Origin of the sequence: Pedobacter sp. MC2016-15, assembly GCF_026239695.1 — a bacterium.
Taxonomy (GTDB): Bacteria; Bacteroidota; Bacteroidia; order Sphingobacteriales; family Sphingobacteriaceae; genus Pedobacter.
Genome location: NZ_JAPIVS010000006.1, coordinates 310,683 through 336,704 on the forward strand (window position 1 = coordinate 310,683; position 26,022 = coordinate 336,704).

19 protein-coding genes are annotated in these 26,022 nt (G+C 44.6%); 11 read left to right on the forward strand and 8 right to left on the reverse strand.

Annotated features, from left to right (window positions below; translation table 11 throughout):
• Positions 1 to 20 precede the first annotated feature (20 nt).
• A complete protein-coding gene (locus tag OQY15_RS18545) occupies positions 21 to 1,613 on the forward strand; it encodes an ABC transporter substrate-binding protein (protein ID WP_322973381.1) in 1,593 nt (530 codons plus the stop codon).
• A gap of 9 nt (positions 1,614 to 1,622) precedes the next feature.
• Here the strand turns inward: OQY15_RS18545 and OQY15_RS18550 are convergent, their stop codons facing one another.
• The 5 genes from OQY15_RS18550 to OQY15_RS18570 form a co-directional block, all read right to left on the reverse strand.
• A complete protein-coding gene (locus OQY15_RS18550; protein ID WP_265793424.1) occupies positions 1,623 to 4,034 on the reverse strand; it encodes an outer membrane beta-barrel family protein in 2,412 nt (803 codons plus the stop codon).
• Between the two features lie 82 nt (positions 4,035 to 4,116).
• Positions 4,117 to 6,669 (reverse strand): phospholipase C, phosphocholine-specific, encoded by a 2,553-nt coding sequence (locus tag OQY15_RS18555; RefSeq protein WP_265793425.1) that lies wholly within the window; start codon positions 6,667 to 6,669, stop codon positions 4,117 to 4,119.
• Positions 6,670 to 6,708: 39 nt separating this feature from the next.
• Positions 6,709 to 7,848 carry a TIGR03364 family FAD-dependent oxidoreductase gene (locus OQY15_RS18560; protein ID WP_265793426.1) on the reverse strand — a complete coding sequence of 380 codons (1,140 nt, stop codon included), beginning with the start codon at positions 7,846 to 7,848 and terminating at the stop codon, positions 6,709 to 6,711.
• The gene (locus OQY15_RS18565) at positions 7,845 to 9,155 is read right to left on the reverse strand and encodes a DUF5690 family protein (RefSeq protein WP_265793427.1); all 1,311 of its coding nucleotides are present in this window, start codon (positions 9,153 to 9,155) and stop codon (positions 7,845 to 7,847) included. The genes OQY15_RS18560 and OQY15_RS18565 overlap by 4 nt, the downstream gene beginning before the upstream one ends.
• A 4-nt stretch (positions 9,156 to 9,159) precedes the next feature.
• Positions 9,160 to 9,846: an HAD-IA family hydrolase gene (locus OQY15_RS18570; RefSeq protein ID WP_265793428.1), complete on the reverse strand. Its 687-nt coding sequence runs from the start codon at positions 9,844 to 9,846 to the stop codon at positions 9,160 to 9,162.
• A gap of 138 nt (positions 9,847 to 9,984) precedes the next feature.
• Here OQY15_RS18570 and OQY15_RS18575 point away from each other — a divergent pair, with 138 nt between their 5' ends.
• Entirely contained in the window at positions 9,985 to 10,566 is a 582-nt protein-coding gene (locus OQY15_RS18575; RefSeq protein WP_265793429.1) for an HDIG domain-containing metalloprotein, read from the forward strand.
• Between the two features lie 22 nt (positions 10,567 to 10,588).
• Here OQY15_RS18575 and leuS read toward each other — a convergent pair whose 3' ends face one another.
• Positions 10,589 to 13,390, reverse strand: coding sequence for a leucine--tRNA ligase (gene leuS / locus OQY15_RS18580; protein ID WP_265793430.1), 2,802 nt, complete (start codon positions 13,388 to 13,390; stop codon positions 10,589 to 10,591).
• 184 nt (positions 13,391 to 13,574) lie between these two features.
• Between leuS and OQY15_RS18585 the strand changes: the two genes are divergently transcribed.
• The 8 genes from OQY15_RS18585 (at position 13,575) to OQY15_RS18620 (ending at position 21,471) form a co-directional block, all read left to right on the forward strand.
• Entirely contained in the window at positions 13,575 to 14,453 is an 879-nt protein-coding gene (locus OQY15_RS18585; RefSeq protein ID WP_265793431.1) for a permease-like cell division protein FtsX, read from the forward strand.
• Positions 14,453 to 14,677 carry a DUF3098 domain-containing protein gene (locus OQY15_RS18590; protein ID WP_265793461.1) on the forward strand — a complete coding sequence of 75 codons (225 nt, stop codon included), beginning with the start codon at positions 14,453 to 14,455 and terminating at the stop codon, positions 14,675 to 14,677. Before OQY15_RS18585 ends, OQY15_RS18590 begins: the two co-directional genes overlap by 1 nt.
• 6 nt (positions 14,678 to 14,683) lie before the next feature.
• The gene (locus OQY15_RS18595; RefSeq protein WP_265793432.1) at positions 14,684 to 15,478 is read left to right on the forward strand and encodes an undecaprenyl-diphosphate phosphatase; all 795 of its coding nucleotides are present in this window, start codon (positions 14,684 to 14,686) and stop codon (positions 15,476 to 15,478) included.
• Positions 15,479 to 15,530: 52 nt separating this feature from the next.
• Entirely contained in the window at positions 15,531 to 16,265 is a 735-nt protein-coding gene (gene truB / locus OQY15_RS18600) for a tRNA pseudouridine(55) synthase TruB (protein ID WP_265793433.1), read from the forward strand.
• A gap of 4 nt (positions 16,266 to 16,269) precedes the next feature.
• Positions 16,270 to 17,133, forward strand: coding sequence for a YitT family protein (locus OQY15_RS18605; protein ID WP_265793434.1), 864 nt, complete (start codon positions 16,270 to 16,272; stop codon positions 17,131 to 17,133).
• An 11-nt stretch (positions 17,134 to 17,144) separates the two neighbouring features.
• Complete coding sequence (locus OQY15_RS18610) at positions 17,145 to 18,080, forward strand: bifunctional riboflavin kinase/FAD synthetase (protein WP_265793435.1); 936 nt, start codon at positions 17,145 to 17,147, stop codon at positions 18,078 to 18,080.
• 83 nt (positions 18,081 to 18,163) lie between these two features.
• Positions 18,164 to 20,392, forward strand: a complete 2,229-nt coding sequence (locus OQY15_RS18615; protein ID WP_265793436.1) for a cation:proton antiporter — start codon at positions 18,164 to 18,166, stop codon at positions 20,390 to 20,392.
• Positions 20,393 to 20,433: 41 nt separating this feature from the next.
• Positions 20,434 to 21,471, forward strand: coding sequence for a DUF2157 domain-containing protein (locus tag OQY15_RS18620; protein ID WP_265793437.1), 1,038 nt, complete (start codon positions 20,434 to 20,436; stop codon positions 21,469 to 21,471).
• 1 nt (position 21,472) lies between these two features.
• On the opposite strand, the gene OQY15_RS18625 is transcribed toward OQY15_RS18620, so the two are convergent.
• The gene (locus OQY15_RS18625; RefSeq protein ID WP_265793438.1) at positions 21,473 to 22,096 is read right to left on the reverse strand and encodes a LysE family transporter; all 624 of its coding nucleotides are present in this window, start codon (positions 22,094 to 22,096) and stop codon (positions 21,473 to 21,475) included.
• Positions 22,097 to 22,112: 16 nt separating this feature from the next.
• Positions 22,113 to 24,932 (reverse strand): excinuclease ABC subunit UvrA, encoded by a 2,820-nt coding sequence (gene uvrA, locus OQY15_RS18630; RefSeq protein ID WP_265793439.1) that lies wholly within the window; start codon positions 24,930 to 24,932, stop codon positions 22,113 to 22,115.
• Positions 24,933 to 25,196: 264 nt separating this feature from the next.
• On the opposite strand from uvrA, the gene OQY15_RS18635 reads away from it, so the two are divergent.
• On the forward strand, positions 25,197 to 25,772 hold the full coding sequence (locus OQY15_RS18635) for a sigma-70 family RNA polymerase sigma factor (RefSeq protein WP_265793440.1): 576 nt from the start codon (positions 25,197 to 25,199) through the stop codon (positions 25,770 to 25,772).
• The last annotated feature ends 250 nt before the right edge of the window (positions 25,773 to 26,022 follow it).

The window sequence follows — 26,022 nt, forward strand, 5'->3', positions numbered from 1 at the left end:
ATATTTTTTTGACTTTGTGCGTGATTGCACTTTACAGTTGCAGTCCTTCGGCAGAAGATCAGGGCAAGAAAGTATTCAACCTTAATCTCGATCAGAACCTCACCTCGCTCGATCCCGCCTTTGCACGTAACCAGTATGCCATCTGGATGATCAACCAGATTTTTGACGGACTCGTACAGATAGACAGCGCCCTCCACACCGTGCCTTCAATTGCTAAATCATGGGAAGTATCTGAGGACGGTCTCAGTTACACGTTTCAGCTCCGTAATGATGTTTTTTTCCAGGACGACCCGCTGTTTAAGAATGGCAAGGGAAGAAAAGTAAATGCTTCGGATTTTGTATACAGTTTTAACAGGCTGATAGATCCTAAGGTAGGTTCTTCAGGAGGATGGATTTTCAGCGACAAGGTCGATGACATCCACAACTTCGTGGCACTGAATGACAGCACTTTCAGAATCAACCTGACCAAACCCTTTCCGGCGTTCCTTAACCTGCTCTGCACACAATACTGTATGGTAGTGCCGCGCGAAGTGGTAGAACATTATGGCAAAGATTTCAGAAGCCACCCTGTAGGCACCGGCCCTTTCAAATTCAAGTATTGGAAAGAGGATGAGATCCTTGTACTGCTGAAGAACGAACACTTTTGGGAAAAGGAAAATGGTGTCAGGCTCCCCTACCTCGATGCTGTAAAAGTTACTTTCATCAGTGATAAACAAAGTGCCTTTATGAATTTTATCAAAAAGGACCTCGATTATTTCAACAGCGTTGATGGCAGCTATCGCGATGATATCCTGACCAAGAGCGGTAATATGACCAGCAAGTACAAGGATAAATTTCAGCTGATCAAGGCACCCTATCTCAGCACCGAATATGTAGGTATCCTGGTAGACACCTCCAAATCCATGGTCAAAAACTCGCCTCTGAGATTCAAAAAAGTGCGTCAGGCAATTAACTACGGTATCGACAAACCCAAGCTGGTGAAATACCTGCGCAACAGCATTGGCACTCCGGCAACCTCGGGTTTTGTACCTAAGGGGATGCCCGGTTTTGACAGCACCATCGTAAAAGGCTATCATTATGAACCCGCTAAAGCAGCACGACTACTGGCAGAAGCCGGATATCCGAACGGCAAGGGAATGCCCGAAGTTACACTGGTCACTTCTACCTCTTACAAGGACCTGATCGAGTTTATACAGGGAGAGCTCACCACACTTGGCATCAGGGTAAAGGTTGATGTAAGACCCAGCGCAAGCCTGCGGGAGCTGATGGCGAAAAACGAAGTCAACTTTTTCAGGGGTTCATGGATTGCAGATTATCCTGATGCAGAGAATTATCTATCTGTGTTTTACTCCAAAAACAAGGTCCCCTTTGGGCCGAATTATACAGGATATTTCAATAAAGAATTTGACAAGCTGTTTGTGCAGAGTTACTACGAGCGGGATGCAAAAAAGCGGTACATCCTGAACCAGCGTATGGATAATATGGTAATGGAGCATGCATCAGTCGTGCCGATACTATATGATCAGTCGGTCACTATGCTGCAAAACAACATCAGCGGGTATTCGATTAACCCGCTGAGCTGGATGATATTGAAACGTGTGAAGAAAAATTAGTTTCGGTTATTATTTAGGCTGTACTCCTCCGCCCATTCCACCGTTACCTTCGTCCTGTTTCAGGTCGTCATTGTTTACACCTTTTTTCTTTTTAGGCTGTGTGAAAGTAACCTTACCAAATTTATAGCTGAAGTTTACGCCGAAAGAACGGAGCGGATAGTAGATATTGGTACTTTGCAGGAAGGTTGGCCCACTGTTTTCTGTACGGATATGCAGGTCTCGTTTAAATGGATTCAATACATTTATACCTACAGTAGCCTGCTTTTTCATGATCTCCTTTTTGAAGGCACCGCCATAGAATGCCATTGCTCCTGCTGTTCCCTGGAATGTTCTCCTTTTCCCGTTATATACGCCAAAGATTTCAGTATTCCATCCACCTTTGAAAGATATTGCCGAACGGCCAAAGACCGTGTAATTGACAAATGTACCGGTAGAAAAGTTAGTTTGCGTATTTCTAACGTTATAGGTATTTACACTCACATTACTCATCAGCGTCCATTTCGGCAGAGGATTGTAGGAACCAAAAACGTTGGCACCATAGGACCTGTTGTTTCCCACGTTTGAATAAGTCGTTAGCTTTTGATCCGGCACATAAATACCTTCGATCACATCCATGGTAGTACGGTAGAATACAGAAGCATTGATCACAGATCCTTTAATAAATGTGGAGTAACCCAGTTCAACCAGGTCGGTCAGTTCCGGATCCAGACTTGGATTTCCCTGCGACTGATTCTGCGGATCCGTTCTGTTCAGGAAAGGGTTCAGGTAATTCAGGCTGGGACGCTGCATACGCCTGTTGTAGCTCAACTTTAAGGTCGAGTTGCCTTTCATCTTTTTCGAGATAATTGCGCTGGGGAACAAGTTAAAATAATCGTTATTAAAGTTCAGCGATGAGCCCGATACACCACTGATGTCCGTATATTCTGCTCTCAGTCCACCTTTTACATCGATAGTTTTGGCCAGTTTGAAACTGATGACACCATAGGCAGCACCTACATCCTGGTTATAGTCAAAATCCTGTTCACTGTCAGCATATTTACTCTGGATCTTCCTGAAGATTCCCTTTAAACCAGTTTCAAGGATAACATTCTTACTGAAGGGATAAGTATAATCCGTTTGTACGGTATATTCATTGTTCTTACCTGTGTTATCGCCAATGATCGCACCACCGCTCTGTCCGTTAGGAAAAACATTATAAGTATCGAAGTCGGTTGTGTTTCTGCCAAAACTAGCCTGACCGGAAAGCGTAAACTCTTCCCCTTCTTTTTTTGTGGTCCTTCTGTAGTCTGCACTCCAGTCAAGGTTTTTGAAACTCATGTTATTCTCAGAGATACGGCGGTAGTTGGAAAGACTATCCACAATCCTGTTGCTTACATTGAGACTACCATCAGACCCTGTAGAAAAATCATTGTATTTGATATTAGTGGAGAGGCTATTGTATCCGTTGATATCATAATCGAGGCCTACACTCCCGTTGTAGCCATATCTTTTGGCTTTGGTGAAACCATCCTGAAGTAATGAAGTATTTGCCGCATAGTTATCATTTACCAGCAACACCCTTGTATCCTGCGGAATCGCATATTGTGCCCCGAAGTTACTCGTGATACCTAAACGGCCTTTTTTCCCGTTTAAACTAAAGTTTCCGTTATTCTGGCGTGTGCCCGCAGATACACTTGCATTTCCGTTGATGCCCTGAGCCGTTTTCTTTTTAGTGATAATGTTGATGATCCCACCGGCACCCTCAGCATCGTACTTTGCCGAAGGGCTGGTAATCACCTCCACGCTCTTGATTTCCTCTGCGGGGATCATCTTTAAGGCGTCGGAGACACTGCTGGACATCGTTCCTGAGGGCTTTCCATTGATCAGGACCCTTACAGCACTTCCACGCAGCGAGGGGTTACCATCAATATCCACAGATACCATCGGAACTTTTCGCATCACATCACTGGCATTGGCACCAGCTGTAGTGACATCCTGTTCTGCGTTGTACACCACTTTATCGATTTTATTTTCGATCATAGGTGTTTTACCCACAATAGCTACCTCTTTCAGATCACTTTGTGAACCAGAGATATAAATGGTACCAGCATTCAGATCCGGCTTGCCGGGGGTTGTTTTTAACAAAACCGTTTTACTCTTGTAGCCCATAAAGCCAATGGACAGCTTATACTCATCAGGAGCAACATTCTGCAGGTTGACTTTACCTTTGGCATCCGTTACCGCACCATTTACTGATTTATTGTCCTTTACGCGGATCAGTGATACTGTGGCATAGTCGATAGGCGTTTTAGTAGCAGAATCGGCAATAACAGCCGTGATCCTCCCGGTGATGGTCACCTTTTGCGCGCCGCCAAAGCCAAATTGCGCGTGTGCATTCTGCATCAGTCCCAGGACCGCCAGTATAAGTAGTATTCGTTTCATTATTAGGTATAGTAAATAGTTTTCTTGTTTGATTAGTCTCTGCAAATTTAAATTTGTTACGCATATCAAAAAAGAAAATATCTTAAACTACCACTCTACCCATAAAAGGATCGCTGAAACTGCTTTTTCCAGTTTCGACACGTCCTGCATATCTTTTTGTAAAGTTAGGGTTTCCATTAATTCTGACGCTGAAATCGTACCAACCATGGCTGCCAGACAGGTTTAAAACCTGAGTTGTCACCTGTGATGCCTTCGCGATTTTATGGTGGTTATTTATCTTATAGCTATGATCCGTAATTTCTACTGTCTGCGCTTCTGATGCAGTATTGTTGATTTTCAGTTCAAGGTTTCCCGTAAGGCCGCCCTTGTTACCCTGCTCCTGCTGATAAACCACGGAGACCTGCACTGCCGGATCATTTTTATCTCCCGTAAACTCACGGTAAAAACCATTTGGTCCATAGACGCGCAAGTGATACAGGCCACCGTCAAAGTCGGCAAGGGGCCATGAGTCGCTGAGCTGATCACCTGCTTTTAGTCCGTAAGCCCAGGTTCTCAGGTCATCCATCACATCCGGATGATCCAAACTCCTGTATTTTCCGGGGGCATATACATTAAAGGGAGCTCCCGCAGTGCCTGCCCCAAAAACAACATTTTGATTGTCGAAAGTAATATCGAAGGATTTTTTATCTGCGCTTAGCATACCATCTGCATACAGTTGATAAGGCAGCGCACAGGAAGGGCGGATACCTTTTTCCTGTTTTGGCATAACAGCTGAGTCTTCCGGGTTGAGGTTTATCTGTGCGATTTCCTCCGTTGTAAGCAGTTTAAAGCCTTCGGGCAACTGCTTGAATTTTGCCTTATGGATACTTTCCAGAAACTCTTCCTTCACCACCGGTTTAGGGTAAGTAATTTTGTCGTTGTTGTCGGCTCTGAAAACGGAAGTCAGGTCGCCGCAAACTGTGCGACGCCATTCGCTGATATTAGGTTCCTCTATTTTCTTCCCGGTTTTCTTAGAAAGCCATTTCTCCAGAAACTGCAGCGTGGAGGTATGATCGAAAACTTCAGAATTCACATATCCACCACGGCTCCAGGGCGAAGCAATAATCATTGGCACACGGAATCCGAGCCCTATCGCACACTCACGATCAAACTTCTGAGGGAAATCATGGCGGTCCTGTTCCTGCTCCAGCGTAACGTACTCTACGCGAGTATCTATTCCTGCAGAAACTTTACCAGTGCCCTCCTTATGAGAATGTGGGGCTACAAATGGTGGGATATGGTCAAAGTAGCCGTCATTTTCATCATAAGTGAGAATGAAGATCGTTTTCTTCCATACCTCAGGATTCTTAGTCAGGATATCCATCACTTCGGATAAGTACCATGCACCATACCAGGGTGCTCCCGGGTGGTCGGAGAAATTTTCGGGAGCGGTAATCCAGGAAACAGCAGGTAGCTTGCCTTTTTGCACATCCTCCCTGAACTGATAAAGTACATCTCCCTTTGGCACCTTCATTGTACGCTGTTCACCATTGTCGTCATAAGTCAGGTCTGTTACTGAATGGTAGTCAGGATCATTCTTATTGGTATCAAAACCTTTCAGGTGAATATTTTGCTCCTGTTTTGGCAATTGCTCAAACTGTCCCGGCTGGAGCAGCTTTTCATTATTCTGGTAAGCCAGCGTCTTCTCGTTGAGTTGTTTTGTTAGTTTTTCCTTCAACGCATCTCCCGCAGCGAGGCCCGCAATCTGCGTTTTCAGCGCTGTAATCTCTTCCTGTAAAAGAGGCAGACGTTTTTTCAGCTGTTCCAGATGTTTGGGATGCAGCTGTACATGGTATTGGGCGAAAAATTCCAGAGGATTATCGGTATAGTTGGATAACCAGGATTCCTCTTCACCTTTAAAGCCTACGTTGATGCTCAGCTCATTCTGGTAACACTTCCAGCTGACACCATTCTCCTCCAGTCTTTCCGGGAAGGTTTTCCAGTGAAGCGTGCCAAAATCGGCATCTTCATTCCATACATGGGCTCTGGAATTTTCATTTTGCTGCTCACGAATGGTGCCCGACCAGAGGTAAAGGCGGTTGGGCGTAGTACCTGTCAGTGCCGAACAGAAATTCTGGTCGCACACCGTAAAGGCATCAGCCATGGCATAATAAAAGGGAATATCTTCTCTTGTGTGGTAACCCAGCGTCAGTGGCATTTTGGCGTATGCCGGGTTGCCCGACTGCTTGACATTCAGCCACTGGTCATATTTTCCGTCATTGCGTGCATTCACCTGATTAGACCAGCTGTGTGGCAGAGAGTTCATCCAGGTAGATTTAGAATCTTTGAGGTTCAGGCGGAATGGCGCATATGTTTCTCCTGCAGCATTACTCTGCATCCAGACTTTATTTTTATTGGGGAGGTCGATCGCCCGGGGGTCATTAAATCCACGTACCCCTTTGAGGCTACCAAAACAATGGTCGAACGAACGGTTTTCCTGCATCAGGATTACCACATGTTCTGCATCCATGTAGGTACTTCCGGCTTTTGGGTCAATTGACATGGCCTTTAGTATCGATGAAGGCAATACACTGTACAGACCTGCAGCACCCGACAACAGGGCTGCTTTTTTTATAAATTCTCTGCGGTTATCCATGTGGGAAAAATAAGTATCCGGTGTGACCGGGATATGAATTTATAGTAAAATGTTTGTTTTTGCTGCAATTATCTGTTCACATAAACCGAAGGAAAGCGTCATACCGTTTCCCCCGAGACCATTGATGATGGTCACACCTCGTTCAACTTCCAGCACCAGTTCCGTTTTTCCGTTTGGCATCTTCGGGTAGATCCCGTTCCAGGTCTGGATCAGCTTGCTACTTTTCAGGCTCGTAAAAGTCTTGAGGTAATCCAGAATCATGTCGTTGATAAAACCTTTATCAAAGGGGTCATGTACCAGCCCGTATTCATGAGAATCACCTACCGTAAGCTCTCCGCTATGGTTTTGAGATACCATTACATGTACCCCCCTTTTCAGCTCTTCGGCATATTCTAACTCGTAGCGTGTACGCAAAGCCGGCAGGGAAGCTGCAGCCTGGAAGCCTGGATAATGGATCATAGACAGGCCTCCGCAGAGCGATGGCCCGATGCGCCAGCCATCAGGCTGAGCCTCCATACGCATCATCTGCAGCTTGCATTTGCTGATCGACGCTGCCCTGAACAGTTCCGGGTAAAGCGTTTCAAATTCAGCCCCGCTGCAAACATAGATTTCATCGGCCTCCCAATGTTGCTGACCAGACATTACCGCCGGATGCCAGACCTGGCTGATGGCAGTATTCCAGTGAAAAGTGACGTCATACTTATCTGTCAGGTGCTCTGCCACCTGATGTATTGCTGCACGGGCTTCCACAATCATTTCTGTACCACTCCATAAGGCACCTTTCAGGCCTTCAGGATTTACCGCGGGCGACTTCTTCAGCGTTTCCTCAATACTGAGCAAACTACAGTCGCGCAGCGACTGGTTAATTTCTACGTATTCTTTCATCACCTGCAGTTCATCATCGTGATAGGCAAGGTGCAGAGAACCCACTTCATCATACCAGATACCCGCTTCATCGCAGATTTCTTTCCAGATACTTCTGGACAGCATTGCCCGCTCAAATAATGGCCCTGCAGGTTGCCCGATAGGCCAGATCATTCCGAAATTACGGATCGAAGCACCTACAGCGCGTTCATTACGCTCAAAAACGGTTACCTCGTAATCCCTTATCGCCAGTGCCCTGGCCGTAGCCAGTCCGACTATCCCTGCGCCAATCACTATGGCAGATCGCTTACTCATGCAGTATAAAATTTAAGTTTACGCTTATCTTTTTGTTCTTTAGCCGCCGTTTGTAAAAAATACAGGAGCGACAGCATCCCGCCAAGCCCGCCTATCAGGGACAAAATCAGCAGACCAGCTTTAAAAAACTCGTCCCAGCTGATTCCAGGCTTCAGCAATTCTTTAATCAGCAAAATACTAATACTCCCCAAATATCCCATAGCATCAGCTACGTACATCACAAAACCTACGTTGCTCCGGTAGTTAAATGAGGCAATCATGCGCTCAAAAAAGATCGCATTATAGGGCACATATCCCAGGTATAGCCCCAGTCCGGCCAAAGTCATCCAGCTTACCGCGTCAATCAGGTGCAGGTTAAACATCACCGTAGAAAGACCTGCGAGCAGACAGCCACCGATAATCATCATGTGGATCAGACTGAAAGCCAGCAGATTTTTCCGGATCAGGATCAGCAGGCTCATGCCCGTCAGCACAATCACAGAGATCAGCGTATCTATATGCGTATAAATTGTATTGCTTCTGATACCCAGTCCTGTCCAAATCTCTACCTCAAAGTTATCCCTGACATCCCGCATCATGGTGAGCATCACATAAATAATGACCGTGAGGACAATTCCAGGCAGGAAACGCAAAAAGAAAGCTTTTCGCTGGCTGGCAGACATCGGTACCCGCTCCGCCCTCAGCTCTTTGTCTTTTGGCGTTGGTGGCGGTATCAGCTCCATGCAGCCTACAAAAAAGAGCAGAGGAATCACAAACAATGCACCGGTGCAGAAAGGCATAAAATATTCATTGATAGAAAAGTTATCCATTAACGTTCTGCCGCTGGTTTTCACAAAACCCGAAGCAAAGATCAGGCTGATAGACATCACTGATGCCATAAACTCCGTGGATCTCCGGCCTTCAAGATAGCCGAAGACCAGTCCCCAGATCATTCCCAGCGGAAAACCATTCAGAAACAACATGGAAATATTCCAGGGCGCCGGGATGATAGCGAAGCCCAGCAGTGCCAGCCAGGAAATACCTATCAGAATCAGGATGCTCTTCGCTCTGTTTTCCGGTTTCAGCTCCGCGATAAAGCGAATGCCGTAAAACTTGCTGAGGGTATAACCGAGGACCTGTGCGATCACCAGCCATACCTTATAGTCGATCTGAAAATACTGCTGCCCGCTATACGTTCCTGCAGCGAATGCCTTGCGGAAGGCATACATACAGGTGTATGTTCCGAAAGCTGCGAGTGCAGCCATTGCAGAGAGCAAGCCATAGGGCCATTTGGCAACCTTCGCCCTGAGATGACTGATCAGTTGCATCTGCTTAATTTTTAATAATTTCCAGCAGCTCTGCTATATCATCGATAATGTGTGTAGGATGGTAAGGCTCCAAGGCGGCCCTGCTGAACGCTCCGGTAGTGACAGCGATTACAAATCCGCAGCCTGTATTTTGTCCTTCGCGAATATCCACTTCTGTATCGCCAACTTTCACCACCTCTGTGGCTTCATCAATATCCCCTTCTTTCATCATTTTCTCAATCATATAGGGATAGGGACGTCCCTGAGGAACTTCATCTGATCCCACAAGATGATCAATCAGGTCCTTTTCGCGCCATTGTAATCGTTTAACAATAGCCTCGGCAATATCACGGGTGAAACCGGTGTTGATCCCTACCTGTATACCCATATCCCGCAAAGCGGAAAAGGTCTCTTCTACATGGGGTAATGTCTCAATTGAATCGCTGAAGCTGTAATGATCAATCATTTCCGCCACAAATTTGCGGTGGATATCGAGGATCAGATGCGATGTGATCTTTGAGGCGTCCGGCTCGTGCGTATGCAACATCCTGGTGATTGCCTCCGTTTTTTCATAACCCATGATGGGATTGATCTCTTCCAGAGGGATAGCATAACCGTATTGGCTTAAGGCCGACTGAAAGGCTTTGCTGACATCATTATTGTCTTTAACCGTAGTACCGGCAAGATCAAAAACCACGAGTTTGACAGGCATATATTGCTTATTTAATGTGAAGCAATACTAACCGTAGTTTATTAACACTGAAACAAGTAAACATTAAGATATCATTTATATCAGTTTGATAACAATAACCTAACATCGGGAGATTTCCTTTGTCAAAAACAAATTCATATGTCAGCACCCTCAAGACAGGCACAGATCATCGTCAATGAAATCTTTGCCTTGTATGAAAAACATGGAGATGAAGATTATATCGGAGAGCCGGTTTCACAGCTGGAGCATATGTCGCAGGCAGCCGCCCTTGCTGTCGCAGGCGGACATGATGATGAGGTTATCCTGGCCGCCTTTTTCCATGATATCGGGCACCTTTGTGCTACTGATGATGCAGCCAGCATGGATGGCATGGGCGCTGTAGATCATGAAAAACTGGGTGCAGAGTATCTGTCAGAAAAAGGTTTTTCAGATCGCCTTACCCAGCTGGTGCAAAGCCATGTGATTGCGAAACGATACCTGACCTATAAGTTTCCGGAATATTATGAGAAGCTGTCTGATGCCAGCAAAGTAACCCTCAGTTTCCAGGGCGGAAGAATGACTGCCGAAGAAGCCGCCGCATTTGAATCCCATCCGGATGCAGAGCTGATGATCCAGCTGCGCTATTTTGATGATAAAGCCAAAGAATTGCACCAGGAGGTGACCAACATTGCTTTTTTAAAGCAGTTATCTCTAAAACATTTAACAAGAGCCACATTATAGTGGCTCTTGAAATTCTATTTTTTTAAACTACCAGATTAATAATCCGGCCCTTCACCACAATCACCTTTTTCGGTGTTTTGCCGTCAAGGTATTTCTGCACCTGCTCATCTGCAAGCACGATCTCTTCGATCGCCGCAGCTTCCAGCGTAAGGCTCAGGTTCAGGTTCAATCTTGTTTTACCATTTACTGAAACCGGGTAACTAAATTCATCTTCTACCATATAGGACGGGTTAAATACCGGGTAATCTGCAAAGGATAAACTTTCCTTGTTACCCAATAATGACCACAGCTCTTCTGTGATGTGCGGTGCGTATGGCGAAAGCACGATCACCAGATCCTGCAGGATCGCACGTTTATTACATTTCAGCTCTGTCAGTTCATTTACCGCAATCATAAAGCTGGAAACGGAAGTATTGAAAGAAAAACGCTCAATATCTTCCTGCACCTTTTTAATGATCTTGTGTAATGCTTTCAGTTCAGCTTTTGTTGGTTCAGCGTCACTAACGTTAAATTCCCAGGCATCATTATGGAACAATCTCCAGAACTTACGTAAAAACTTGAACACCCCTTCAATTCCATTTGTGTTCCATGGTTTACTTTGCTCCAGCGGACCTAAGAACATCTCGTACATCCTCAGCGTATCCGCTCCATAGCTGTTGATCAGCACATCAGGGTTTACTACGTTGAATTTAGATTTCGACATCTTCTCCACCTCTACCCCACAGATATACTTACCGTTCTCCAGGATAAACTCGGCTTCAGTAAACTCAGGTCTGAACAGTTTGAATTTCTCGATATTCAGCACCTCATTGTCCACAATATTAACATCTACATGCAATGCAGAAGTTTTGTACTGGTCTTTCAGTCCGTAAGAAACCAATGTATTGGTTGCCCTTCCGTCAGCTTCGATCACACGGTACACAAAATTACTGCGGCCCTGGATCATTCCCTGGTTGATCAGTTTTTTGAAAGGCTCCTCTTCGTTTACATATCCAAGGTCTTTCAGGAATTTATTCCAGAAACGGCTGTACAACAGGTGTCCTGTAGCGTGTTCAGATCCGCCAATGTACAGATCCACATCCTTCCAGTATTCAATCGCTTCTTTTGAAGCGAAAGCATTTTTATTCTTCGCATCCATATAGCGGTACCAGTACCAGCTGGAGCCAGCCCATCCCGGCATTGTACTCAGCTCATAGGTATACTGATCCTCATAACTCCAGTTTTCGGCCCTTCCCAAAGGAGGTTCACCAGTTTCTGTAGGCAGGTACTTATCAATTTCAGGTAACAATAAAGGAAGTTCTTCTTCTTTGATCAGGTAAGGCAGGCCATCCTTGAAATATACAGGAATAGGCTCTCCCCAGTAACGCTGGCGACCAAAGATCGCATCGCGCATACGGTAGTTGACTTTCGCCTTTCCTACTTTCATTTCTTCCAGCCAGCTGTTGAGTGTCTGAATCGCTTCGGTATAGGTCATTCCGTTGATAAAACCAGAATTGATATAGACACCTTCCTTGGTTGCATCTGCCTGCACATCTATGTCTTTCTGCCCGTCCAGGATCTGTACTACAGGTAAGCCAAAATGTTTCGCAAATAACCAGTCGCGCTGATCACCACTTGGCACACCCATTACTGCTCCTGTACCATAACCGGCAAGTACGTAATCGGCGATCCACAGCTGCACACGCTCACCACTCACCGGGTTGATCACATAACTTCCTGTGAATGCTCCCGAGACAGTTTTTGTATCTGCCATACGGTCCAGCTCAGACTTTTTCTTTGTCTGCGCGATATAATTTTTGATATCCTCAGACTGCTCAGGAGTAGTTACATAAGAAACCAGCTCATGCTCAGGTGCAAGCACCAGGTAAGAAACACCGAAAATCGTATCCACACGTGTAGTGAACACTTCTATATAGTCTGCAGGCACTTCAGCCCCTGCTCTTTCTTCAATTTTGAAACGTACGCTGGCACCCACACTCTTGCCGATCCAGTTACGCTGCATCTCTTTCACCGGCTCCGGCCAGTCGATCGTGTTTAGTCCCTGTAGCAAACGCTCAGCATAGGCCGAAATACGCATGCTCCACTGCATCATCTTCTTTTGCTCCACGGGATGTCCGCCACGCTCAGAATACCCTTCTTTCACTTCATCATTCGCCAGTACCGTTCCCAGTGCAGCGCACCAGTTCACTGTACTTTCTCTCAGATAAGTCAGACGGTATTTCAGCAACTCTTCCTGTTTTTCTTCAGCAGTCATCGCCGCCCAGTCGCTCGGCATGAAGCTTTTCACTTCTTCATCACAGACAGCCCTTACATCGGCACTGCCGGAGGCGTTGAACTTTTCAATCAGCGTAGTGATATCTTCGGCTTTGTCTGTATCCAGGTTATACCATGAATTAAACAGCTGCATAAAGATCCATTGCGTCCATTTATAGTAATCAGCCTCACTGGTACGCAGTTCACGGCTCCAGTCGAACGAGAACCCGATCTGGTCAAGCTGACGACGGTAGGTATTGATATTTACTTCGGTGGTTAATGCCGGGTGCTGACCGGTTTGAATGGCATATTGCTCTGCCGGCAGTCCGAAAGAGTCATAGCCCATCGGGTGCAGCACGTTAAAACCTTTTATTCTTTTATATCTCGAAAAGATATCAGAGGCAATGTAACCCAGTGGATGGCCCACATGTAAACCTGCCCCTGAAGGGTAAGGAAACATATCCAGCACATAAAATTTCGGTTTTGCAGAATCATTCTCTGCCTTAAACGTTTGGTGCTCCGCCCAATACTGCTGCCACTTTTGCTCTATTTCTTTAAATTGGTAATCCATTTAAGCTATTCCTTATTTACAGCGCGAAAATAACTAAATAAAGGGTGTTTCAGAAAGGTTATGAAAAGAATTTGGATTCAGCATCAATTACATACGATACAATAGAGTTTAACCGTTTAAAAGGCATATATAATTAATTTTATTGCTTATATTTTTTTATTTTCGCAGAACATAAATCAATACCATGGAAGAATTTGAAGTTAGCGATGCTTCTAAGAAAACGAAAACAATATACATTTCTACTATATTCAGCATTACACTCGTACTCTTAATGCTGGGTGTGCTGGGCCTGATCCTGGTGCATGCAAAAAACCTTTCCAACTATGTGAAAGAGAATATTGTACTGAACATTATTGTGGATGAAGGTGCTAAAGAAGCAGACGTACTGCAATTTCAGAAAGAGCTGAACGACAATCCTGCGGTGAAACAAACACAGTATGTGAACAAGGAGCTTGCCGCCAGAAACCTGACGCAGGACCTCGGCGAAGACTTCGTGAATTTCCTGGGTTACAACCCGCTGTTATCTACCGTGGATGTGTACCTGAAGGCGGACTATGCCAACAACAAAAGCATTGATGCCCTGAAAGCCAACATCAGCAAAAACCCTGTGGTTAAAGAAGTGATCTACCAGAGCTCGCTGATTGACATGGTGAACCAGAACATCAACACCATCGGATTGATTGTACTTGCATTTGCTGCAATCTTACTCGTAATTTCTATTGCCCTGATCAACAACACCATCAGGCTGGCAATTTTCTCGCAGCGCTTTATCATTAAGAGCATGCAGCTGGTGGGTGCTACCAAGAACTTCATCCGCAGACCCTACATTTTAGTGGCTATGCTGCACGGACTGATCGCCTCTTTTATTGCCGTGATCATCCTGCTTGGCCTTTTATTCTACGCACAGAAAGAAATTCCTGAAATCGTTATACTGAGAAATTATACCGAATTTGGCATTGTGCTGCTGTTTCTGGTAGGTGTGGGTATTTTTATCACCGCCATCAGTACCACCTTTGCCGTTAACCGCTACTTACGTTTAAAAATTTACGACCTTTACAGATAATCATGGAGAAAAAAGCAACACCTGCAAATCAGGACCCTAAAAATGAACTGGTTTTCACCAAAAAGAATTATCAGCTGCTGCTGATCAGCATTGCAATCGTAGTTGTTGGTTTCTTACTGATGATAGGTACAACAGATATCTACGATGTTAGAAAAACCCTGATCGCTCCTATGGTAGTGCTTTTTGGTTTTGGTTTTGGTATCTACGCAGTTCTGAAAAAGTAATCCTTCATGAATCTTATTCAAGCAATTATTCTCGCTGTAATAGAGGGACTAACGGAGTTTTTACCCGTATCCTCTACCGGCCACATGATCCTCGCCTCATCCTATATGGGGATCGCATCCGATCCTTTTGTTAAACTATTCACGATTGTGATCCAGCTCGGCGCTATCCTGTCAGTAGTAGTTTTATACTTCAAACGTTTTTTCAGGAGCCTTGAGTTCTATTATAAACTTATTGTGGCATTCATTCCGGCAGCAATATTCGGTGTCTTATTAAGTGATAAGATCGATGAATTACTGGAAAGCCCGATGACCGTCGCGATATCGCTCGTGATCGGCGGCTTTATCCTTTTATTTGTGGATAAATGGTTCGGTGAGGCCAAAATCCAGGACGAAGAGGACATCAGTTATGGCACAGCATTAAAGATTGGCTTCTTCCAGTGCCTGGCTATGATCCCTGGAACATCGAGGTCGGCAGCCACTATTGTTGGCGGCATGAGCCAGAAACTGAGCAGAAAAGCTGCTGCAGAATTCTCATTCTTCTTAGCAGTACCGACGATGTTTGCAGCCACTGCAAAGAAACTTCTCGACTTCTATAAAGACGGAAATACGGTTACAGGCGATCAGATGCAGATCTTATTATTTGCCAACGTAATTGCCTTTGTAGTAGCCTTACTGGCGATCAAAACATTCATTGGTTTCCTCAATAAAAATGGCTTTAAACTTTTCGGCTGGTACAGAATTATCGCTGGGGTAATCATTATCCTGCTTATCTATAGCGGGCATGACCTGCAGATCATATAATTGTGTAAATTTGCCGCTTAATTAAATCAGAGTTTTGAGCGTAGAAAAATTAATGGAAAGAACCTTCAATTTTGCCGAAGGTGAATTGTTACTCATCAATAAACCTTATGAGTGGACAAGTTTTGATGTAGTAGGGAAAATCAGAAACTCCTTAAAACCACTGAAGTTAAAGGTTGGCCACGCGGGCACGCTTGATCCGCTGGCTACAGGCTTACTGATCCTTTGTACAGGAAAGCTGACCAAACAAATCGACACTTTCCAGGCTGAAGACAAAGAATATACCGGTACGATGATCCTTGGAGCTACTACTCCATCATTTGATCTGGAAACTACCGTAGATGCAGAGTTTCCCCTGGATGGACTTACCGAAGAAGCAATCCATGCAGCAACAGCCCCATTTACCGGGGACATACAGCAATACCCCCCGGCGCATTCAGCAGTAAAAGTAAACGGTGAGCGTTTATATGTAAAGGCCCGCAGAGGCGAAGAACAGGAACTACGCCTGCGCTTTGTGAGTGTTCCTGAATTTGAGATTACGCGCATAGACCTTCCTGAAGTAGATTTCCGCATCGTCTGCAGCAAAGGCACTTATATCAGGTCCCTCGTTTCGGATTTCGGCAAACACCTGAACAATGGCGCTTACCTGTCCAGGCTTACCCGTACCCGCAGCGGAAATTTCCTGCTTGAAGATGCATTTGAAGTAAAGGATCTCGTTGAGTATCTTCGTAACCAAAGAAACGCCGCTGCAAGTATAGCTGCAGGAACAGCTCCTTCAGATAACACCTGATCCTATGCATAATCATTTAACAAATAAATATCTGCGTTTCCTCAGAGATCTTCTGCTGATCACATGCGGTATCTTCTCGGCCTGTTTCGGACTGAAGAGTTTCCTCATGCCCAGCGGCTTTATCGATGGCGGAGTGACAGGTATTTCGTTATTGATCAGCACATTGACGGGACTAAAACTGTCCTATCTCATTATTATTATAAACATTCCTTTTGTCATTCTGGGTTTCAGGCAGATCGGTAAAACTTTTGCCATCAAGACGGCCTGTGCAATTGCTGTTCTGGCGGCCTTCCTGATTATTATACCCTTTCAGCCCATTACTCACGACAGATTGCTGATCGCCTTTTTTGGCGGTTTGTTTCTTGGTGGAGGCATCGGACTTGCCATGCGCGGGGGATGTGTGATTGATGGAACTGAAGTTCTTGCCCTATATATCAGTAAAAACAGCCAGCTTACGGTAGGTAATATTATCCTGATTTTAAACGTCATGATATTTGCCGTCGCTGCAGTATTCCTGGGCACAGAAACAGCGATGTACGCGATCCTCACCTATCTGTCGGCCTCAAAAACGATCGACTTTGTGGTCAACGGACTGGAGCAGTATATCGGGGTAACTGTCATTTCCGAGAAGAAAGACGAGATCAAGCAGTTCCTGATCAATGACATGAAACGCGGAGTAACCATATATAAAGGTGAAGGCGGTTATGCCGAGAAAAAAGAGATCGATATTTTATATACAGTAGTGACCAAACTGGAAATGGGCAAACTGCAGACAGAAATCCGGCAGATCGATCCGGATGCCTTTGTGGTGCAGCAACAGATTTCCGATATCAAGGGAGGAGTGGTTAAACGCCATGCCTTGCATTAAAACTAAAGATTTTGAAAATATATCATCACCTGTCCGATTTTAAGAGACTGAACAATGCCGTTGCAACTATAGGTACTTTTGACGGTGTCCATTTCGGGCACCAGAAGATCATCAACAGGCTGTGTGAACTTGCACACAAAACAGGCGGAGAAAGTGTTATACTGACCTTTTTTCCTCATCCGAGGATGATCATTGACCCTGAAAACCAGGATCTGAAAATGATCAACACTATTGAGGAGAAGGCTGAAATCCTGGCTGCTCTGGGTGTAGATCACCTGATCATCACACCTTTTACAAGAGATTTCTCTAATCTTAGTCCTTCGGAATATATCAAGAATATTCTCGTTGATACAATAGGGATCAAACAGATTATTGTCGGTTACGATCACCGATTTGGAAAAGACCGCACCGGCGGGATGAAAGATCTTATCGCCTTTTCAGGGCCATACGGCTATGAAGTGGAAGAAATTGCGGAACAGGATATCAATGATGTAGCCGTGAGCTCCACCAAAATCAGGGAATCCCTGCTGAGCGGACAGGTTGGCTTAGCAGCAGAATACCTGGGCTATCCTTTCTCTCTGTACGGCCCAGTGATCAAGGGTGATAAAATCGGACGTACCATTGGTTTTCCTACAGCTAATATTTTTATTGAGCAGCCCTATAAACTGATCCCTTCTGATGGAATTTATGCAGTAACGGTAGACATGGAAGATCAGTCGTACCAGGCCATGGCCTATATCGGACAGCGCCCTACCATCAATGGGATGACCCGGAATATTGAGGTGAACATCTTTAATTTTAACAGGGAAATTTACGGGCAGTATATCAAGATGAACTTCCACGAGTTTTTGAGACATGATGTAAAATTTACCGGTCTTGAGGCGCTGAAATTACAGCTGCAACGAGATCAGGAAGATACCCTGAAGTATTTCGCAAAACACCATTAAAGGAAGAAAAGAGCATTTTCTTATTGAGAAACGCCATTTTTTAGTATATTACGATAATCAGTTTTTACCAGCGATTATTTTATATGCTACACTTACCCGTTTTAATAACCGACTTAGGTTTAATACTCGCGGCAGCGGGGGTAACTACCCTCTTATTCAAAAAGATCAACCAGCCTCTGGTGCTGGGATATATTCTCGCCGGACTGCTAGTTGGTCCGCACATCCATTTTTTCCCTACCGTTACCGATAACGAAAGTGTACATATCTGGGCAGAGATAGGAGTAATTTTCCTCCTGTTTAGTCTCGGACTTGAATTTAGTTTCAAGAAACTGGTTAAAGTTGGGGGCTCCGCTTCCATCACCGCCGTTGTAGAGGTGTTCTTTATGCTGCTCATCGGCTTTGTGGCCGGTAAGTTAATGGGTTGGGCTTTGATGGACTGTATTTTCCTCGGCGGGATCTTATCCGTTTCATCCACAACCATTATCATCAGGGCCTTCGAGGAGCTTGGTGTCAAACATAAGAAATTTGCAGGTCTGGTTTTCGGCGTACTGATCGTTGAAGATCTGGTAGCGATATTACTGTTGGTATTACTTTCTACACTTGCCGTAAGCAGGCAGTTTGCGGGTATGGAGATGGTCTTCTCGATCTTGAAACTGTGTTTCTTCCTTGTCCTCTGGTTTATCGGAGGTATTTTCCTTGTTCCATCGTTCCTGAAGGCTACCAAGAAGCTGATGAATGATGAGACCATGCTGGTTGTATCTCTGGCGCTATGTCTGCTGATGGTGATGCTGGCCGTTAAGGTGGGCTTCTCCCCGGCTCTAGGTGCCTTTATCATGGGATCAGTGCTGGCAGAAACGACACAGGCAGAGAAAATAGAACATCTTACAAAATCTGTAAAGGACCTTTTTGCAGCAGTATTTTTTGTATCTGTCGGCATGCTGATTGATCCGGGGATTCTGGTTAAATATGCCGTTCCGATCGTGATCATCACGGTGGCAACTATTGCAGGTAAGTTCCTCAGCTCAGGAATGGGCGCACTGGTATCAGGTCAGCCCCTGAAGACTTCAGTACAGACTGGGATGAGTCTGGCGCAGATCGGTGAGTTCTCTTTTATCATTGCCACACTAGGCACCTCACTTAAGGTAACGAGCGAATTCCTTTACCCTATTGCAGTAGCCGTGTCGGCAATTACTACTTTTACCACTCCCTACCTCATCAAAACCTCGGAGCCCTTTTATCTGTTCCTCGAAAGAAAGATGCCACAAAAATGGGTGGATGCCATCAGCAGGTACAGTACGAGTACTGCCGGAATAACGACAATGAGCGACTGGAAGGTGTTGCTGAAGGCCTATACTTTCAATACGATTATTCACTCCGTGATACTCATAGCAATCATCTTTGCCGGCTCGCGTTACCTGCAGCCCTTTGTAACAGAACACCTGATCAATGGAAACCACGGTATTATTATCAGTCTGGTGATCTCACTGGTGGTGATGGCTCCCTTCTTATGGGCACTGGCTATCCGGAGGATAGAACGCAAGGCACATGCACATTTATGGCTCAACAAAAAATACACCCGCGGCCCGTTGATCTCACTCGAAGTACTGAGGATCAGTCTGGCGCTTTTTGCCGTAGGTTTTCTGATTTACCAGTTTTACAGCACCTGGGCCTCTATCCTCGTGGCACTTGTACTGATTGTACTGGCCATGACGATCTTCTCGAGAAAGCTACAGGCCTTCTATGATCGTATGGAACACCGTTTCCTCTATAATCTGAATGCCAGGGAAGAACAGAACAAGCAACCTGAAATTCTACCCTGGGATGCCCACTTAACAGAACTAACCGTATCTCCTGAGTCAGAACTCGTAGGAAGATCATTGATAGAACTCGCTGTGAGGGAAAAATACGGGGTAAATATAGCCTTGATTGAACGTGGAACGCGAATGATTCCTACGCCTCACAGAGACGAACGTCTGTATCCCAATGACAAGGTGATGCTGATCGGAACGGACGACCAGCTGGCATCGATCAAGGAACTTTTCAACGGATCGACAAAAGAAAATGATGAAGGGTACTTCCCTAAAAAGGACATGACGCTGCAAAAAATTGTGATCAGCAGCTCATCTCCCGTATTTGCACAAACCATCCGTGAATCGGGAATCAGAGAGCAGACACAAGGTCTTGTGGTGGGTATAGAACGCAGAGGCGAAAGGATACTGAACCCGGACTCTAACCTCGTATTTGAAAATGAAGATATTGTCTGGATCGTAGGAAACCACAAGAAGATCCCGGATTTACTGAGAAAAACTTAAACATATTTATTTTGTTAGCCATTTAAGGAATAGATTCTTTTATGAAGGTAGACCAGGAGAAAAGCGAATTTTTGGACGAGATGCTGGAACACTGGCAGGAAGAACACCTGCTGACGGCTGATCAGGTTCAAAAATTAAAGGCCAGTTATGAAACTAAGTCGTTCGACTGGCGACGCCTTGCCCAATATTCCTTCTGGATTGCGATGGCATGTGGGGTCATCTCTCTGGGGGCACTGCTGATCGACAATCAGATCCTCGACTATCTTAAAAAACTGTATGATACACCAGATGGTATTATCAGCCTTTTATCAGCCGTAGCCGCAGGCGTGCTGTACTGGCTGAGCTTTAAAAGGAAGGTATCCCTGCCCATGCAGGTATTCAGTAATGATGCGATCATCTTCACTGCCGTAATGCTCACTGCCAATGCCATTGCCTATCTTGGAAAAGCTATTGGCAATGGGGGCAGCCATTTTTCTCTGCTCATTCTATTTTCTGTAGGTGTCTATGGAGTACTGGCTTTTATTTTTCGCTCGCGATTAATCTGGGTTTTTGTGCTGATCTCCCTGGGGGCGTGGTTCGGCACAGAAACCGGGTATCTATCGAGGGGCAACTTATACTTCCTCGGCATGAACTATCCACTGCGTTTTGTGCTCTTCGGCGCTGCAGTTACGGCCATATCCCTGACATTGAAAAAAGTGAAATCCTTTGAGTTCTTTTACCTTACCAGCTATATCAGCGGGATGATGTACCTGTTTATTTCACTGTGGCTGCTATCGGTCTTCGGAAACTTCGGCACGCTGGACCAATGGTATGGCATTAAGCAGATCACACTGTTCTACTGGGCACTGATATCCGCGGCAGTCTGCGCTATCAGTATCTTTGCCGGTCTAAAATTCAGGGATGAGGTAGCCCGTGAGTTTGGGATCACTTTTCTCTTTATCAACCTCTACACCCGTTATTTCGAATACTTCTGGGACAACTGGCATAAGGCACTGTTCTTTTCTGTGCTTGCCGCATCCTTCTGGTTGATCGGCCGCAGGGCGGAGAAAATATGGAACCTGGAATTTCTAAAGAAATAGGCTAGTGTTTAAAGAAATGGATATAGATCAGCTTGAAGATATGATAAGCCGAAAGTGCAAAAAATAATCCTGCAATTGCCTTGTTCACTACATAGTTATTGAGCGTAAACTTCGTCTGTATGTACTGCGCAAAACGTGCGAAACCATACAAAGCCAGTGCCGCCCCAATTCCGGAACCTATGCTGAAAACACTCAGAGAGATGTACCCCTTGTCTATCCATTCATGCGAAATCAGGTAAGCACCTACAAACAACCAGTAAGGAATCTGCATCGGGTTAATAACCCCCAGCAGCATACCATAACGGATACTGTCTTTTTTGGAATAATCTGCTTTAGGCATCTCCTTGCGTGATCGCCAGGTGCTGATCCCGAGTACCAGAAACATCACGATCATCACGCCATCGATATATTCACCTACCTTAATCTCACTGGACAGCCACTGTACAAAACGCATCACACCAAGGGTAAAAAGCACCTCTATTGATGAAAAGGCCAGAATAAAATATAGCGCCTGCTTTATCCCTCTCGTAATAGTGATCTGCACTACTGTCAGATTGATATTTCCCGGCGGGATATAACCTATAGAGTTAAGAAGTATCCCCAGAAAAAAGGTTAAAAAAAGCATTCGCGAATATAGATATTTATTTTTCTGTTAACACTGATGTCAAATGGTCTTTTAGATATTTTCCGGTATAGGATGTTTTTTCATTGACAAGATTTTCAGGTGTACCCTCAAAAACGATATGCCCGCCTTTATCGCCACCCTCCGGGCCAATGTCAATTACCCAGTCGGCCGACTTGATCATGTCCATATTATGCTCTATCACCAGGATAGTATTTCCCTGCTCAATCAGCGTATTCAAAGCGATCAGCAATTTTTTGATATCGTGGAAATGCAATCCTGTAGTAGGCTCATCAAAAATAAACATCGTTTTACTCGCATTATTGCCTTTTATAAGGAATGACGCCAGTTTAATCCTTTGTGCCTCACCACCTGATAAGGTATTGGAGGACTGCCCCATATGGACATATCCCAATCCCACATCTACCAATGGCTGCAGCTTATTCAGAATTTTAGGCTCATCCTTAAAGAACTTCACCGCTTCATCGATCGTCAGATCCAGAATATCAGCCACATTTTTATCCTGATAAGTTACATCCAGGATCTGCTGCTTAAATCTGCGTCCATTGCAGGCCTCACAAGGCAGGAAAATATCAGCCATAAACTGCATCTCGATTTTCACTTCTCCCTCACCCTGGCAAACATCACAACGCCCACCTTCAACGTTGAAGGAGAAAGCTGCTGGTTTTAATCCCGAGGCTTTCGCCGCCGGCAATGCCGAAAACAAGGCACGTACATCGTCCCATGCTTTTACATAGGTCACAGGATTGGAACGTGATGATCGCCCGATAGGGTTCTGATCTACCATTTCCACCTGACTGATCAGGTCATAATTGCCGAAAATACCATCATACAAACCTGTTTGCTCACCGGCATAATTACCAATAGCCTTCTGCAACGCAGGATACAGGATTTTCTTGATCAGACTCGTTTTGCCTGAACCTGATACACCACTGACTACCGTGAACACTCCCAGCGGGAATTTCACTTCTATATTTTTAAGATTGTTTTCCCTGGCTCCCTTGATCAGGATATGGTCTGCCCATTTCCTGCGTGTCGCCGGGATCGCAATGCTTTCCCTTCCCGATAAATACATTCCGGTCAGGCTTTTCTTATCTTTAATGATCTGATCGTAGGTACCACTGAAAACGAGATTACCACCTAAAGTACCCGCTTCCGGACCAATATCAATGATATGGTCAGCCGCTTTCATCATCTCTTCCTCATGTTCCACTACCAATACCGTATTTCCGACATTACGCAGCGAAGTCAATACTTCAATCAGCTTATTCGTATCCCTGGGGTGCAATCCAATACTTGGTTCATCCAGGACATATATTGAACCGACAAGGCTACTTCCTAAAGATGTAGCAAGGTTAATCCTTTGTGATTCTCCACCTGAAAGGGTGTTTGATAACCTGTTCAGCGTAAGATAACCCAGACCTACATTATTCAGGTAGAGCACACGGCTCGTCACTTCTGCGAGCAGTCGTCTTGATATCTTCTCATCAGTTTCTGAAAGTTCCAGCTGATCAAAGAATTGCTGGATGGACGACAATGGCATCAATACCACATCAATCACAGATTTACCGCCAATCTTCACATAGGATGCATCTTTGCGCAACCTCGATCCTTTACAATCAGGACAGATTGTTTTTCCGCGGTAACGAGATAACATCACCCGGTATTGTATCTTATAGGTTTGCGTTTCCAGTTCGGTGAAGAAGTCATCCAGACCGGCAAACCATTTATTTCCAGTCCATACCAGTCGCTGCTGCTCTTCTGTGAGCTCACTGAAAGGACGGTGAATAGGAAAATCAAACTTACCGGCATGCTTAATCAGCTTGTTCAGCCAATCCCGCAATTTCTCCCCTCTCCAGGGAGCAATGGCATTGTCGTACAAACTTTTACTTTTATCCGGAATCACCAGATCTTCATCAATGCCAATCACATTACCATAGCCCTCACAACGTTTACAGGCACCATAAGGATTATTGAAACTAAAGAAGTTAGGTGTAGGTTCTTCAAATCTGATCCCATCAAGCTCAAAGCGGTCGCAGAAATGCGAAACTTTCTCTTCATGTTCTACATAACAATCGCCTTTACCCTCGAAGAAAGCCGTCTGCACAGAGTCTGCGAGCCTGCTCATCGTCTCATCATCATCATGAAATACGATACGGTCGATCAGAATCCTGATGGTACCGGCATCGGTAAGTTCATAATCTTTGAAATCCTCATCTTCGAGAATAGCTTCAATTTTGCTGACCTGATCATTAATATATACCCGCAAAAATCCTTTTTGCAGCAATACCGCCAGTTCTTCTTTCACCGAGCGGTTATTGTGCGGATGCAACGGGCAGAAAATCGTCACCGTGCTGTCGTTACCCAGCCCGGCTACAAAATCAACTACTGTACTTACAGTATCCTTTTTTACGATCTCCCCGCTTTCAGGAGAGATGGTTTTACCAATCCTGGAGAACAGCAACTTCAGGTAATCGTATATTTCTGTAGAAGTACCCACTGTCGATCTTGGGTTGGAGGTAATTACCTTTTGCTCAATCGCTATCGCAGGTGCAATACCTTTAATATAATCAACATCGGGTTTATTCATCCTCCCCATAAACTGACGCGCATAAGAGGAAAGACTTTCAACATAACGTCTCTGTCCTTCAGCGTACAGCGTATCAAATGCCAGTGAAGATTTTCCGGAACCAGACATACCTGTGATGACAACCAGCTTGTTTTTTGGAATGGCGACATCAATGTTTTTCAGGTTATGTACCCTGGCACCCTTTATAATAATGTTTTTATGTGGATCTTTTTCGGTTTCCTTACTCATTTAATTCCTTATAGGATTTGCAAATATAACCTAAAAAACACAGATTTAGTTTTTCAGTGAAGAGCAAAAATAAGGCTCCCTAACTACAATTAATTTTTTTTAGTATTTTTATTGTTATAATCTGATAAAAAAATGCTTCTTTTGAATAAATTAAGCAATCAACTAAATCATCTCATTAAAACAAATAGGAGAAACGCTATAGATCAAAACATTTACTAAGTATTTTTTAGCAAACAAGCAAAGGAATTTAGTACAGTTAATACTATGAATTTACAATCCTATAGTGATCAGGACTTGGTGACGTTATATCTGACCGGGAATGAGTCAGTTCTCGAAGAACTTTTAAACAGACACAAGTCCAAAATTTACACTTCTATTTATTTATTGGTCAAAGATCAGTACCTGGCAGAAGATATTTTCCAGGATGCTTTTATCAAAGTGATCAATACCCTGCGATCAGGCAGATATAACGAGGAAGGTAAATTCTTACCATGGGTGATGCGTATTGCGCATAACCTGGTGATCGATTACTTCCGACGTGAAAAACGTGCACCTGTAATTACAAGTGCTGATGGCACTGACGTGCTCAATATGCTGCAGGTTTATGAAGAGAGTGCCGAAGAGAAAATTCTGCGCGATCAGACACATACAGACCTCAGAACGCTGATCCAATTACTTCCCGATGAACAAAAAGAAGTACTGATTATGCGTCACTATGCCGACCTCAGTTTTAAAGAAATTGCAGACCTTACTGATGTGAGCATCAACACGGCACTGGGTAGAATGAGATATGCGCTGAGTAATCTCCGTAAGATGATGAAGGTGAAAGAAGTAACCTAACAGATTGCTTAAAATTTCATCAAAAATATTGTTATCAGATGCAAAATAAATAGTAACTTGTTTCGTTCTATTAATAACTAAAACAGAAACAGTTAATTGCTTATGATAACAACGTCTACTTCTATTTCCGATTTAAACCACTCAAATCAGCAAGCTGAAAATTTAAGTGGAGAATCTTTTAATGACCTCGATTTAATGTTCTACGAGAGCATTAAACCGCAAATGGATTTACTGAACAAGAATCCCGATG

What these genes read in the sequence shown, in the direction of transcription:
- truB (WP_265793433.1), top strand. Translation starts at nt 15,531, where the DNA reads ATGGAAAGAACCTTCAATTTTGCCGAAGGTGAATTGTTACTCATCAAT.
- OQY15_RS18615 (WP_265793436.1), top strand. Translation starts at nt 18,164, where the DNA reads ATGCTACACTTACCCGTTTTAATAACCGACTTAGGTTTAATACTCGCG.
- OQY15_RS18565 (WP_265793427.1), bottom strand. Translation starts at nt 9,155, where the DNA reads ATGCAACTGATCAGTCATCTCAGGGCGAAGGTTGCCAAATGGCCCTAT.
- OQY15_RS18625 (WP_265793438.1), bottom strand. Translation starts at nt 22,096, where the DNA reads ATGCTTTTTTTAACCTTTTTTCTGGGGATACTTCTTAACTCTATAGGT.
- OQY15_RS18575 (WP_265793429.1), top strand. Translation starts at nt 9,985, where the DNA reads ATGTCAGCACCCTCAAGACAGGCACAGATCATCGTCAATGAAATCTTT.
- OQY15_RS18570 (WP_265793428.1), bottom strand. Translation starts at nt 9,846, where the DNA reads ATGCCTGTCAAACTCGTGGTTTTTGATCTTGCCGGTACTACGGTTAAA.
- OQY15_RS18550 (WP_265793424.1), bottom strand. Translation starts at nt 4,034, where the DNA reads ATGAAACGAATACTACTTATACTGGCGGTCCTGGGACTGATGCAGAAT.
- OQY15_RS18620 (WP_265793437.1), top strand. Translation starts at nt 20,434, where the DNA reads ATGAAGGTAGACCAGGAGAAAAGCGAATTTTTGGACGAGATGCTGGAA.
- OQY15_RS18555 (WP_265793425.1), bottom strand. Translation starts at nt 6,669, where the DNA reads ATGGATAACCGCAGAGAATTTATAAAAAAAGCAGCCCTGTTGTCGGGT.
- OQY15_RS18595 (WP_265793432.1), top strand. Translation starts at nt 14,684, where the DNA reads ATGAATCTTATTCAAGCAATTATTCTCGCTGTAATAGAGGGACTAACG.
- uvrA (WP_265793439.1), bottom strand. Translation starts at nt 24,932, where the DNA reads ATGAGTAAGGAAACCGAAAAAGATCCACATAAAAACATTATTATAAAG.
- OQY15_RS18560 (WP_265793426.1), bottom strand. Translation starts at nt 7,848, where the DNA reads ATGAGTAAGCGATCTGCCATAGTGATTGGCGCAGGGATAGTCGGACTG.
- OQY15_RS18585 (WP_265793431.1), top strand. Translation starts at nt 13,575, where the DNA reads ATGGAAGAATTTGAAGTTAGCGATGCTTCTAAGAAAACGAAAACAATA.
- OQY15_RS18635 (WP_265793440.1), top strand. Translation starts at nt 25,197, where the DNA reads ATGAATTTACAATCCTATAGTGATCAGGACTTGGTGACGTTATATCTG.
- leuS (WP_265793430.1), bottom strand. Translation starts at nt 13,390, where the DNA reads ATGGATTACCAATTTAAAGAAATAGAGCAAAAGTGGCAGCAGTATTGG.
- OQY15_RS18605 (WP_265793434.1), top strand. Translation starts at nt 16,270, where the DNA reads ATGCATAATCATTTAACAAATAAATATCTGCGTTTCCTCAGAGATCTT.